The sequence below is a fragment of the Pseudarthrobacter humi genome (genome assembly GCF_024294965.1).
In the GTDB taxonomy this organism is placed as follows: Bacteria; Actinomycetota; Actinomycetes; order Actinomycetales; family Micrococcaceae; genus Arthrobacter; species Arthrobacter humi.
Genome location: NZ_JANCLV010000007.1, coordinates 102789 through 116102, shown reverse-complemented (window position 1 = coordinate 116102; position 13314 = coordinate 102789). Strand labels below are relative to the sequence as shown.

The following is a 13314-nucleotide window of genomic DNA, read 5'->3' as shown; positions in this document are numbered from 1 at the left end:
TATGTCGAGCCAACCCGCCGCACCGCCCTTGGCGATGACGCACCGCCAGATCATGGAAGCCCTGACCGGACTCCTCGCGGCGTTCTTCACCGCCATCCTCAGCAGCACCATCGTGGCCAACGCGTTGCCCACCATCATGTCCGACCTCCACGGCACCCAGACCGACTTCGCCTGGGTCATTACGGCCGCGCTGCTGGCCAACGCCGTGACCACCCCCCTCTGGGGCAAGCTGTCCGACCTCTTCAACAAGAAGCTGCTGGTCCAGCTGAGCATTGTCATCTTCGTGGCCGGCTCCGTTATGGCCGGACTCTCCGAGACCATCCCGCTGCTGCTCACCGCCCGCGTTATCCAGGGCGTGGCCATGGGCGGGCTCACCGCGCTGGCGCAGGCCATCATCGGCACCATGATCCCGCCGCGGGACCGCGGCAAATACTCCGGCTACATGGGCGCCGTGATGGCGGTAGGCACTGCCGGCGGCCCGCTGCTCGGCGGATTCATCGTGGACAGCCCGCTGGGCTGGCGCTGGACCTTCTTCGTCTGCGTGCCGCTCGCCGTCGTCGCGCTTATCCTGCTCCAGATCACCCTGAAAATCGAGCACATCAAACGCCACGTCAAGATCGACTGGCTTGGCTCCATCCTGCTGACCTCCGGCGTCAGCCTGCTCCTGATCTGGGTTTCCTTCGCCGGCAACCCTGCCTACTACGACTGGGTTTCCTGGCAGTCGGCCGTCATGGTGGGCGGCGGTGTGGTGCTGCTAGCCCTGCTGGTGCTGGTGGAGTCCAAGGTGGAGCAGCCCATCATCCCGCTGAAGATCATCTCCGAACGCACTACCGCATTGGCCATCATCGCCTCAGTGGCCGTGGGCATCGCGATGTTCGGTTCAACCACCTTCCTGGGCCAGTACTTCCAGGTGGCCCGCGGCGCCACGCCCACCGAAGCCGGACTCCTGACGCTGCCGATGATCGCCGGCAACCTGACCGGCTCCGTTGTTGCCGGGCTGCTGATCAGCCGCACCGGGAAGTGGAAGGGGTACCTGGTCGGCGGGTCCATCCTGCTGATCGGCGGCCTCGGCCTCGCCGGCACCATGGACCACACCACCGAACTGTGGCAGGCCGGGATCTTCACGGCCATCCTCGGCGTGGGCCTCGGCATGCTGATGCAGAACCTGGTCCTCGCGGTGCAGAACACCGTCCGGGCATCCGACATCGGAACGGCCAGTTCGTCGGTGGCATTCTTCCGTTCGGTGGGCGGCGCGATCGGCGTGTCCGTGCTCGGCGCCGTCCTCAGCAGCCGGGTCAGCGAACTCGCCACGCAAGGCCTGACAGCGGCCGGCATCCCGGTCACGGGAGGGTCTGCGGGAGCCAGCATGGACCTTGTTGACATGCCGGAACAGGTCCGCGAAATTATGCGCGCCGCCTACGGCGATGCCACCGCCGAGATCTTCCTGATCTCCGCCGGCGTCGCGGTGATAGCCCTGATCTCGGTCCTGTTCATCAAGGAACGCCCGCTGCGGCGTACCGTGGACATCCAGCCGGAGGCTGCCAGCGGGGCAACCGCAGATGCCGAGGCAAACGCCAACGCTGAAAGCACGACGCCGGAGCTCGCCTCCGCGAACCGCTGACCTTCGCCAACCACTGACAGAAGCGCGAACGGACACGTGAGGCCCCGCAGATCCGGGCCTCACGTGTCCTTTCGCGTAGGCGTGTGGTGGGGAGCGTGCGGTCGGAGTACGCCGATCGGATGATCTTTGCCGCAGATGTTTCGCTCGGGCAACGGATTTCGTACAGTAGGTAGGCTGAGAAATGTCAGCCCCGCCTGTTACTACTTATCCTCATCATTTCGCGCTCTCTCCCTAAGGATTCACGGGCATGCTCCTCACCCTCATACGGCGCTACTCCAAACCGTATATGCCATACATCGTGGCCGTCGTTGCGTTCCAACTGGCGTCCACCATCGCGGCGCTCTACCTTCCCAGCCTCAATGCCCAGATCATCGATGAAGGCGTGTCCCGCGGGGATACGGACTTCATCTGGCGGACCGGATCCGTGATGCTTCTGGTGGCCATTGTCCAGGTGGGAACGGCCATCGCCGGCGTCTACTACGGCTCCAAAACGGCCATGGCCGTGGGCCGCGACCTGCGCCGAGGAGTGTTCCGCAAGGTCACCAGTTTCTCCGCCAAGGACGTGAACTCGTTCGGCGCCCCCACCCTGATCACACGCGGCACCAACGATGTCCAGCAGGTCCAGATGCTCGTGCTGATGGGCCTGAACTTCATGGTGGCTACCCCCATCATGTGCATCGGCGGCATCATCATGGCGCTGCGTGAGGACCTTAGCCTGTCCTGGCTGGTCTGGGTCTCCGTGCCCGTGCTGATCGTGGTGGTGGGCTACCTGGTGGTCCGGCTGATGCCCCTGTTCCGTTCAATGCAGAAGAAGATCGACCGCATCAACGCCGTCCTTCGCGAGCAGATCATCGGCATCCGCGTCGTCCGCGCCTTTGTCCGCGAACCCTATGAAACCGAGCGTTTCGGTGTTGCCAACAAGGACCTGACCGACGTCTCCCTGAAAATCGGGGCCCTGTTTGTCCTGATGTTCCCGGCCATCGGCATGATCCTGCACCTGTCCACGGCCGCGGTGCTGTGGTTCGGCGGCCAGCGCGTGGATTCGGGCGAAATGCAGGTGGGCGCCCTGACCGCGTTCCTGCAATACCTGCTCCAGATCCTGATCGCCGTCATGATGGGCACGTTTATGGCCATGATGATCCCGCGCGCCTCCGTCTGCGCGGACCGCATCGGTGAAGTGCTCGACGTCGAACCCTCCATCCACGATCCCGAACGTCCCGAGACTCCCGCCACGCTGGCCGGGGTAGTGGAGTACCGGAACGTCACCTTTGCCTACCCCGGTGCCGAGACGCCGGTGCTGAGCAACATCAGCTTCACCGCCAAGCCGGGTGAGACCGTTGCCATCATCGGTTCCACCGGTGCAGGCAAGACCTCGCTTCTGGCCCTGCTGCCGCGCCTGTACGACATCGCCGAGGGCGAAGTCCTCCTGGACGGCGTCTCCGTCAGCAACCTGGACCGTACCGAGATCACCAAGCGCGTGGCCCTGGTGCCGCAGCGGCCGTACCTCTTCTCGGGCACCATCGAGCACAACCTGCGCTTCGGCAAGACCGAGGCCACGGACCAGGAACTCTGGGACGCGCTGCAGATCGCCCAGGGCGAGGGCTTTGTCCGCGAGAAGAAGAACGGACTAAACGCCCGCATCGCCCAGGGCGGCACCAACGTCTCCGGCGGCCAGCGGCAGCGGCTCTGCATCGCCCGGGCGTTGATCACCAAACCCAAGGTCTACCTCTTTGACGATTCCTTCTCGGCGCTGGACGTCGCAACCGATGCCAGGCTCCGCGCCGCGCTGAAACAGTCCACCGCCGACGCCACCGTTATCATCGTGGCCCAACGGATCTCCACAATCACCGACGCAGACCAGATCCTGGTTCTGGACAATGGCCGGATCGTGGACCGCGGAACGCATGAGGAACTCCTGGAAACCTCGCCCACCTACCAGGAAATTGTTGAATCCCAGCTGAGCGTGGAGGAAATGGCATGAGCGCCGCCAAGAAGGTCTCGACAGGTTCGACCACCGAAACGACAGGCCCCACCACCGAAACGAAGCCGGATTCCGTAACCCCCGAAGACCTCCTGGAGGACGACGATTTCTTCGAGGAGGAATACAAGCCCTCCGAGGCCGACGGCGACATGTTCGGCGGCATGCCCGCCAAGAAGGCCGAGCACTTCTGGCCCTCTGCCAAAAGGTTGCTGGGGCTCCTGAAACCTGAAGCTGTGGGCATCTACGCCGTGGTGGCACTGGTGGTGGTCTCGGTGGTCCTGAACGTCATCGCCCCCAGGATCCTGGGCCAGGCCATGGACGTCATCTTCGGCGGCGTGGTTGGCAAGCAGCTGCCCGCGGGTGCCAGCAAGGACGAGTTCGTGGAAGGGCTGCGCCAGCAGGGGCAGGACAACTTCGCGGACATGGTGTCCCGGATGGAACTGGTTCCCGGCACCGGGATCAACTTCCAGAAACTCTCGGTCCTGATCGCCATCGTGCTGCTGATGTACTTTGTGGCCAACATCTTCCTCTGGCTGCAGGGCTACGTGCTGAACCGCATCGTCATGAAGGTCATCCGCCGGCTCCGGGACGACACCGAAAAGAAGCTGAACCGGCTCCCGCTGAACTACTTCGACACCCGCCAGCGCGGCGACGTCCTCTCCCGGGTGACGAACGACGTCGACAACGTCCAGCAGGCGCTGCAGCAGGCGTTCGCACAGCTGATCAGCTCGCTGCTGACAGTGATCGGCATCGTCATCATGATGTTCATCGTCTCCTGGCAGCTCGCTCTCATCGCCCTCGTTGCGCTGCCACTGTCCGGTGTGGCTGCCGGCCTGATCGGCTCGCGCAGCCAGAAGCTCTTCGCCGCCCAGTGGAAGAACACGGGCGAGCTGAACGGCCAGATCGAGGAATCCTTCTCCGGGCACGATCTTGTGCGGGTCTTCGGCCGTGACGCTGACATGCTGGAACGCTTCGAAGAGCGGAACGAGGCCCTCTATAAGGCCAGCTTCGGAGCCCAGTTCGTCTCCGGCATGATCTTCCCCGTCATGCAGTTCGTTTCCTACCTCAGCTATGTGGGCATCGCCGTCGTGGGCGGCCTCCGCGTGGCCTCCGGCTCGATGTCCCTGGGCGACGCCACAGCGTTCATCCAGTACTCGCGAGAGTTCACGCAGCCGCTGGGCCAGATGGCCGGCATGGCCAACATGCTGCAGTCCGGCGTCGCGTCCTCGGAGCGGGTCTTTGAATTCCTTGACGCCGATGAGCAGGACTCCGAGACCGCCACCGAGCACCTGCCGGCCAAGACGGACGGGCATGTGGAGTTCATGGACGTCACGTTCAGCTACACCGAGGACAAACCGCTGATTGAAGACCTGTCCTTCACGGCGGAACCGGGGCACACCGTGGCAATCGTCGGTCCCACGGGGGCCGGCAAAACCACCCTGGTGAACCTGGTGATGCGCTTCTACGAGCTCAACTCCGGGTCCATCACCCTGGACGGCGTGGATGTCACGCACCTGAGCAGGTCCGAGCTGCGGTCCAAGGTGGGCATGGTGCTCCAGGACGCCTGGCTGTTTGGCGGGTCCATTTACGACAACATCCGGTACGGCAACCTGAACGCCACCGAGGAGCAGGTCATGGCAGCCGCCAAGGCCACCTTCGTGGACCGTTTTGTGCGCGCCCTGCCGGAGGGCTACAACACCGTGATCGATGAGGAAGGCAACAACGTCAGCGCCGGTGAAAAGCAGCTGATCACCATCGCCCGCGCATTTGTGGCCAACCCGTCGCTGCTCATCCTGGACGAGGCAACCAGTTCCGTGGACACACGCACCGAGCTGCTGGTCCAAAAGGCCATGGCGGCGCTGCGCACGGACCGCACCAGCTTTGTGATCGCGCACCGGCTCTCCACCATCCGGGACGCCGACACCATCCTGGTGATGGAGAGCGGCAAGATCGTGGAGCAGGGCAACCACAAGGCGCTGCTGGCGGCTGAGGGTGCCTACTACCGGCTGTACATGTCCCAGTTCGCCGGTTCCGATGTTGAGGAAACCGTTGTGGACGATTCGACGGCGGTCCACAGCTGAGCGCGCTGGGAACCGACCACGAGTCTGAGAACACGTCCGGCCGCGGTCCAAGCACTCCGGAATCCCGGCGCATCGAGGTCCTGGTCCCGATGCGCTGGGGCGACATGGATGCCTATGGGCACATCAACAACGTCCAGATTGTCAGGATGCTCGAGGAGGCCCGTATCGCAGCGTTCGGGCCTCCCCGGGGTGCCGGCCTGCCTGGCATCGAACCGGAAGTGTCGCTCTTCAACGACGTTCCGGAGGGAACTCTGGCGCTGGTGGTGGACCACAGGATCCGCTACGTCAGGACGTTGGAATACCGCAATGTCCCGGCTGTGGTCCACGTGTGGATCGGCGCGGTGAAGGGCGCCAGTTTCGACATCCACTACGTGGTGCAGGATCCGGTCACCCGGGAGGAGTGCGTCCGGGCCAGCAGCCATCTGGCGTTTGTGGACGAAGCTTCCGGCCGCGTCCTTCGCCTGACGCCGGAGCAGAAGGAGCGGCTTGCGCCGTTCACGTTTTGAACCGTACGGCGCCGTGCCTGCACACCCGTTGCGCAGGCACGGCGCACACCGGAAACTGGAAATACCCACTAAGGAGCGTTAACCATGGCCAAGAAAAACAAAAAGACCTGGAAAGAGATGTCACCGGCGGCACGGGCGGGATTCGTGGTCATCGGGATAGGGCAGGTGGCGCTGATGCTGGCCGCCCAGCGTGACATCTCCAAGCGTCCGGCGGCGCAAATCAACGGGCCGAAGGCAGCCTGGCGGGTGGCCGCCCTGATCAATTTCATTGGGCCGATGGGCTACTTCATTCTGGGGCGCAAGCGGCCCGGAGCCGGACTCGGGGCAGTTAAGTAGCCGGCCTCGGATCTGCACACCGTCAGGGTCTTCGGAGCAGGCATCCAGTTTGAGCCTGTAAATTTGAACCCATGACCCCAAATCCTAAGACTGCCATGCACCGCGCCCTCGGTGTCTCAAAGGAGATCGAGGACGCGGCCTGGTTTGTGCTGGGACCGGGCCTGCAGGGCAAGCCGTCGGCCCTGGACGGGAAGACCCTGACCTGGACAGCGGAGGCTGCGGCGGAGCTGCTGGAGCGCCTGGACCGGGGAGCCGCGGACGCCAAGGCGCCCATGATGACCAACCTCCGGCAGAACCTCGAGGACGCATCCCGGGAGGCCAAGCAGCTGGCCGTGGAGCTGCTCTTCCTGCAGTCGCTGCCCCTGGCGCACGAGGTCAAGTCGCTGAAGGTCAAGCGCGCCCGGGTGGCGGAGGCCGCCTCCTGGCTGGAGACAGCGCTGGAGCTGCCTGAGGAACTCTACAAGGGCATGACGGACCACGGCGTGATCAGGGACCGCACCGCCGAATTCAACTGGACCATCTGGGACCACCTGAAATGGCTCTGCCGGTTTGTGCAGCATGTGGACCAGCAGGTTCCGACGGCCATCGCCAAGGCGCTGAAGGACCCGCTGAAGTTCCACGAGCTCGCCGCGGGCACCCCGGCGGACCAGCCCGCCATCCGCCGCAGCATCGAGTACCTGGCCTGGCCCAGCTACTTCGAGCCGGTAGTGGCGGACGTGGAGCGGCAGGAAATTCGCGACGCCTTCGCCTCGCTGGTGGGCGGGGCCAAGGGCGATTCCGACGAGGAAATCACCGCGGACATTAACCGCATCCGCCTGCACCTGGATGAACAGGCGGGCCAGCGCATCGACTGGTACGCCCGCCAGCTGGTCAGCCAGTGGCGCAAAGTGGGGGACCCCGGCCGACGCGCGTGGCTGCTACGTACCCACAGCGACAACGCTGACCTCCTCACAGCGTGGCAGGACGAGGAGAAGGTGACGCTCGACGTCGAACATCTCCGCCATTTGGACCCCGGCGTGACCGCGGGGCTGGTGCAGCACGCCGTGGACGAGGACTACAAGCATCTCGGCTACGTGGAGCGGGAGGACACCAAAACGGCGGTGTTTGCCTTCCTGACCGTCATGAAGCCGGGCGACCTGGTCCTTTACCAGCACGCCGGCACGGTTCGGCTGGGCGTGGTGCTGGGCGAGCCTGAGCACAACGACGACAACCGCCGGCTGCGGCGCAAGGTGCGCTGGCTGGACGACGACGGCCACGCCGCCGCGGACCTGCCCCGCCACGTCCAGCGCCAGCTGGCCACCTCGGGGATCGTTGTTGACGTGACCCGGGTGGTGCAGGCGCTGCAGGCGCTGGTGCCGGCGGAGGCGGAACCGGAGGACGACGACGCCGACGCGCCTGCCGCCGTCGTGCCCCCTGTGCAGGAGGGCTTCCGCCCGCTGAGCCGCGACTTCGCGGATTCGCTGCACATGGACCTGGAGCCGCTGCAGGAGATCGCGGAACTGCTGGAGGAGAACCGCCAGCTGGTCCTGTACGGGCCGCCCGGAACGGGCAAGACGTACCTGGCCAAGCATCTCGCGGCGGAGCTGGCCCAGGACAGCACGGACGAGCGGGTGAAGCTGGTGCAGTTCCACCCGTCGTACGCGTATGAGGACTTTTTCGAGGGCTACCGGCCGGACAAGACGGACGAGGGCCAGGTATCCTTCAAGCTCGTGGCCGGGCCGCTGCGCCGGCTGGCCGAGGAAGCGGCCAAGCCCGGGAACGAAAAGAAGCCGTATTTCCTGATCATTGACGAGATGAACCGCGCCAACCTGGCCAAGGTATTCGGCGAGCTGTACTTCCTGCTGGAGTACCGCGATGACCGGATCTACCTGCAGTACAGCCCCAACGAGCCGTTTACGCTGCCGGACAACCTGTACATCATCGGCACCATGAACACCGCGGACCGGTCCATCGCCATGATGGACGCAGCCATCCGGCGCCGGTTCGCGTTCATCGAGCTGCACCCGCAGACGGAGCCCGTGAAGGGGTCGCTGCTGCGGTTCCTGCAGGTGCGGGACCTGGACACCACACCGGCGCTGCTGCTCGATGCGCTGAACGCCGCCATCGACGAGTGGGACAGGGACCTGATGATCGGCCCGTCGTACTTCATGAAGACGGCCGCCCAGACGCCGGGCGGGCTGCGCCGGATCTGGAAGTACGAGCTGATGCCGCTGCTGGAGGAGCACTACCACGGCCAGCTGACCCGGGCGCAGCTGGAGGAGCGGTTCGGGCTGGAGCAGCTGCTGGGACGCCTTGTTACCAGCTAAGCCAACCCACACTCCCGCGCACAGCGGCCCGGTGCACGGTGGCGGCGCGTTGGGTGGCGCCGTGCACAGCGGTGCAGCCCAGCGCGGCCGTGCACCGGCAGCGCGCCATCTGGTCCTCGACGAGCTGTCCAAAGGCACCGTGGAACGCCTGGATGCCGCCAGCGCGGCCTTCGTGAACGCCAGCGGGCTGGCCAAGGCGTCCCCGATGGGCATGGGCTTGTACCGGATCGAGCCCGCGGGCAAGGTGGGGTCGGTCCGCACGGCCACGCTCCAGCTGGATGTTCGCCCCAAGGACAGGCTGGGGCTGAGCAGGCTGCTGTTCCTCCTCAGCTATGCCGGTAATCAGGGCTTCCGGGCCGATTCCGTGGCGGCTGCCGAGGACCGCGAACTCTGGAGCGCGCTGGCCGAATCCCTCGCCCAAATGGCTGAGCGTGCGCTTGGACGAGGAGTCCTGCAGGGCTACCTCACCGTTGACGAGTCCCTCCGCACGGTCAAGGGTCGCATCCGGATTTCCGACCAGATCTCGCGCCGCCCCGGCATGCTGGTGCCGCTGGAAGTGTCCTATGACGAATTCACTGAGGACATCGCCGAAAACCGGATCCTGCGGGCCGCGCTGGAGCGGATGGGACAGGTTCCACGCGTCCGGCCTGAGGTGCTGAGCCGCCTGCGGCAGCTGAAGGGAAAGCTCGACGCCGTCACCCGCCTTCCATCGGGCGCGCCCCTGCCGCCGTGGACCCCGAGCAGGATGAACGTCCGCTACCAGTCAGTGCTGCGCCTCGCTGAGCTGATCCTGCGGAATGCCTCCGCCGAGGCGGGGGAGGGGAAGCAGCAGACGGCGTCTTTTGTGGTGGACATGGCCCAGGTGTTCGAGGATTTTGTGGGCACAGCGCTCCGCGAAGCGATGGCTGCGTATCCGGGGGAAATGCGGCTGCAGTACAACGCTCTTCTCAGCGAGGCTGTCCATGATTCCGACAGGCTTTCCGTGCGCCCGGACGCGGTGCACCTTTTGGGTGGCCGGCCGGTAGTGGCCTACAACGCGAAGTACAAGGCCGCCGCTGACTTTGGCGCGTCCTTGACCGCCGACCACTACCAGATGCTCGCCCACTGCACCGCCCTGGGTGTGCCCACCGCCTGGCTGGTCTATGCGGGGGCGGGCGAGATGAAGCTGCGGCGGATCCTTAACACTGACATCGACATTGTTGAGTTTCCGCTGGATCTGTCCCTGCCGCCGTCGGACATCCTGGCAGCTGTGGCGGACCTGGCACGGCAGTCCTGGGGTGAAGTGGTCCCCACCCGCCCCCTGACCTCGCAAGCTCGGCAAGGGAACCCGGCGGGCGTGGGCCCAGCCTAGGCCGGGAGGCTAAACCGGCATCCGGAACGTGAACGTGGTGCCCTGGCCCAGTCTGCTTTCCACCTGGATGGTTCCGCCGTGAGCCTCCACGATGGCCTTGCTGATGGGCAGGCCCAGGCCAACGCCGGGAATGGCAGTGCGGCGGACGTTGCTGGTCCGGAAAAACTTGGCGAACACCTGGGCCTGGTCGTTGGGGCTCATGCCCATGCCGGTATCGCTGACGCGGCAGGCGAGGTCGCCGCCGTCGTGCTCCAACGACACCAGGACATTGCCGCCGTCGGGCGAGTATTTGATCGCGTTGGAAACCAGATTGTCCAGCACTTGGGAGATGCGGGGGCCGTCCACATGGGCCTCCAGCTTGGCTGGTGTTTCGGCTTTCAAGGCCACACGGGAGGCGTCAGCGCGGGGCATCGCGGCGGACACGCTGGCACGCACGAGTTCCGCGACGTCGACGGCGTGCGGGGTCACGATAAGTTGCCCGTTCCGGGTGGCGAGAAGATCGGATACCAGAGTCAGGAGCCGTTCTGAATTGCGGTTGATGATGTTCAGTGGCTCGAGTTGGTCGTTGGCGGGATCGTCCTCCAGGAGGAGTTCCACGTACCCCAAGATGGAGGTCAGGGGAGTCCTGAACTCGTGGGAGACGCTGGCGACGAAATCATCCTTGGCGGCCAGGGCGTCCACCAGGTCGGTCACGTCGCTGAACACGATCACCGAGCCGGCGAACGTCCCGTCGGGGTCCGTCATGGCCCGGGCACTGGTGGTGATGGCCCGCTGTTCCTTGCCTGCGCCCAGCCAGACCAGGTAGTCCGTGAACGTTTCGCCCAGGACGGCCCTGCGCACGGGTCGGTCCGCCACGGGGACGGGGGTGGTACGGTCTGCGGCGAAGACCAGCAGCTGGGACTCGTTCGGATCGTCGATGTCTTTTGGGCGGGCCAGTTGGTGGTTGGCGCGCTGTTTCCGGTTCATCAGGATGTCGTGACCGTCTGCGTCGACGGCGAGGACGCCCAGGTGCACGGTGTCAAGAACGGAGTTGAGTAAGGCCTCGTGCCGCCTTGTGCTGAGCAGGCTGGCTTGGAGCTGCTCGTCCTTCTGCTCCAGGCTCCGCTTCTGCCGGGTCGTGCTCAGGGTCAGCATGCTGACTGAGACACCGATTCCGAGCATCATGACGGGGAGGAGGAGGGACTTGGCCAAGCTGGGACCGGACACGTCGCCGTGGATTAGCAGCGGAACCCAGATGATGGCCAGGGGGCCGAAGAACGACAGCCACAGCGAGGCGCGCGGGTAGTAACCTGAGGCGCACAGCCAGATGACGGGGAAAACTGCCAAGAGGCTGATTCCGGTCAGGCTGTCCTGTCCGCCTTCCCTGCCAATGGCGATGGAGACGAAGTCCAGCAGCGGAATGAACAGAAAACTGGTGTAGGGCAGACGGTCCCACGGCACCAGGTAGCACAGGACCATGAGCGCCAGTTGGGAGGCGAGGAAGGCCTGGAAAAGGGGGTTGTTCATCGTCCCCGGAAAGAACGCGCCCGTGAGGAATGCCGCAAGGAGGGTGGTGACGAAGAGCGGCGTCTGGCTGAGGGCAACCCTCTCCGTCAGCCGGTACTCATGGAAGGGCAGCCGAAAAAACCTGAGGCGACCCGTGGCCCACGTTACGGGTTCACTCATGAAAGGCGGCCTGAAGTGGGAGTATAGGGGGATGCATACCAGCAGGATATCGGCAGCGGGCTATACTTCTCACGTTGTCAAGCTGGCGGAGGGGGCTGGTATGAGTGAAGCGCGAGTGGGTCTGGTCATCGAGGATGATCAGGATATCCGCGAGTTGGTACGAACGGTTCTGACTCAGGCAGGGTTTGATGTCACTGTCGCGGGCAGCGGATCCGAAGGGGTTAAGGCTGCGAGAATCTTGAATCCTGACGTCATAACGCTTGATCTGGGGCTGCCGGATATCGACGGGTTCGAGGTCTCCCGCCAGATCCGCGAGTTTTCAGATGCTTACATCGTGATGCTCACGGCACGGGCTGAAGAACTGGATACTTTGATTGGTCTCGAGTCCGGTGCAGACGACTACCTCACCAAGCCCTTCCGCCCCCGCGAACTCCGCGCGCGGATCGCGGCGATGATGCGCCGTCCCCGATCGGTTCCGGACGCGGGGGAGAGCGCTCCCGTTTCTGATCGCCCGGCGGACGCCGTTAGTGACAGCGGAAACGGTCATTACAGCCACAACGGACTGGAGCTGAGTTACGCCTCACGGTCGGTCAGCGTGGACGGCCAGGAGCTCAACCTGACCCGGACCGAGTTCGAACTCCTGTATGCCCTGCTCGAGGCGGGAAGGACTGTCCGGACCAAATCGGATTTGGTGCGTCGGCTCCGGGACGAGGATTACGACGTCGGAAGTTACATCAGCGAGGCGGACGAACGCTCCGTGGAGGTGCACATGGGCAACCTCCGGAAGAAACTCGGTGATTCACCGCAGCAGCCGCGCTGGCTGCAGACGGTCCGCGGCGTGGGCTACCGTTTGGCGCCTGGCGGGCGCTGAGCCTGGAGCCTGTGCAGGGTCTGGCGGCTGCACAGGTTGATCGGCCGTAGGTAGTTGACGGCAAGCTGCGGCAGTGCAACCGAAAGTTCCGCAGTCGGTGACTCGTCCCGGATTGAACGTTCAAGGTCCATGGCCAGGCCCGCCAGCCGGTCCGCGCCCACCATCTGGCTCGATGTCTTGAGGCTAAGGATCGCGTCCACGGCCCCGTCCAGGTCTCCGGTGGTCAAGGCCAGCCGCAGCTTGCCGATCCTGAGCGGCAAGCAGTCGATGAAGTTCCCTACGAACACGCTGCAGTAGCCCTCGTCCTCGTCGAGTTCGACCCTCAGCCGGTCCAGTACGGAGGGATCTACCAGGGGACGCCCTGCGTCATCGGATGGTGCCATTTCCGTCCCTTCCGCTCGTGCCTGCCGCCCCCATAGCGGGATATGCCTTGGTTTTGTGTCCACTTTCAGAGTAAATCTGTTACTTGGGGATGCAGCCGTTCAGGAAAAGGACTGCGGGATTCCTGAGGAGACTGCGGGTTTTTCATAGGACTTCATCTTTGCGGGCGCCGATCAATTCGGGAGGCGGCAAAGGATCAAGTTTGACTCAAGTTC

At 64.6% G+C, this 13314-nt stretch carries 10 protein-coding genes; 8 read left to right on the top strand and 2 right to left on the bottom strand.

Annotated elements, in window-relative coordinates; translation table 11 throughout:
* Position 1: 1 nt before the first annotated feature.
* From NFC73_RS12020 to NFC73_RS11990, 7 genes are all read left to right on the top strand, one after another.
* Entirely contained in the window at positions 2 to 1621 is a 1620-nt protein-coding gene (locus tag NFC73_RS12020) for an MFS transporter (RefSeq protein ID WP_308292676.1), read from the top strand.
* Between the two features lie 247 nt (positions 1622 to 1868).
* Positions 1869 to 3602 (top strand): ABC transporter ATP-binding protein, encoded by a 1734-nt coding sequence (locus tag NFC73_RS12015; RefSeq protein ID WP_254750484.1) that lies wholly within the window; start codon positions 1869 to 1871, stop codon positions 3600 to 3602.
* 149 nt (positions 3603 to 3751) lie between these two features.
* Positions 3752 to 5683, top strand: a complete 1932-nt coding sequence (locus tag NFC73_RS12010) for an ABC transporter ATP-binding protein (RefSeq protein ID WP_254750702.1) — start codon at positions 3752 to 3754, stop codon at positions 5681 to 5683.
* Between the two features lie 89 nt (positions 5684 to 5772).
* Positions 5773 to 6189, top strand: a complete 417-nt coding sequence (locus NFC73_RS12005; RefSeq protein WP_254750482.1) for an acyl-CoA thioesterase — start codon at positions 5773 to 5775, stop codon at positions 6187 to 6189.
* 84 nt (positions 6190 to 6273) lie between these two features.
* Entirely contained in the window at positions 6274 to 6525 is a 252-nt protein-coding gene (locus NFC73_RS12000) for a PLDc N-terminal domain-containing protein (RefSeq protein WP_141139620.1), read from the top strand.
* A 71-nt stretch (positions 6526 to 6596) separates the two neighbouring features.
* Positions 6597 to 8831 (top strand): McrB family protein, encoded by a 2235-nt coding sequence (locus tag NFC73_RS11995; RefSeq protein WP_254750480.1) that lies wholly within the window; start codon positions 6597 to 6599, stop codon positions 8829 to 8831.
* Positions 8832 to 8892: 61 nt separating this feature from the next.
* Complete coding sequence (locus NFC73_RS11990; protein WP_254750478.1) at positions 8893 to 10182, top strand: 5-methylcytosine restriction system specificity protein McrC; 1290 nt, start codon at positions 8893 to 8895, stop codon at positions 10180 to 10182.
* Between the two features lie 9 nt (positions 10183 to 10191).
* Here the strand turns inward: NFC73_RS11990 and NFC73_RS11985 are convergent, their stop codons facing one another.
* Positions 10192 to 11847, bottom strand: coding sequence for a sensor histidine kinase (locus NFC73_RS11985; RefSeq protein WP_254750476.1), 1656 nt, complete (start codon positions 11845 to 11847; stop codon positions 10192 to 10194).
* 100 nt (positions 11848 to 11947) lie between these two features.
* On the opposite strand from NFC73_RS11985, the gene NFC73_RS11980 reads away from it, so the two are divergent.
* Positions 11948 to 12718 carry a response regulator transcription factor gene (locus NFC73_RS11980; RefSeq protein WP_248762222.1) on the top strand — a complete coding sequence of 257 codons (771 nt, stop codon included), beginning with the start codon at positions 11948 to 11950 and terminating at the stop codon, positions 12716 to 12718.
* On the opposite strand, the gene NFC73_RS11975 is transcribed toward NFC73_RS11980, so the two are convergent.
* Positions 12691 to 13101 (bottom strand): Hpt domain-containing protein, encoded by a 411-nt coding sequence (locus NFC73_RS11975; protein WP_254750474.1) that lies wholly within the window; start codon positions 13099 to 13101, stop codon positions 12691 to 12693. The two genes, NFC73_RS11980 and NFC73_RS11975, sit on opposite strands and share 28 nt — an antisense overlap.
* Positions 13102 to 13314 lie beyond the last annotated feature (213 nt).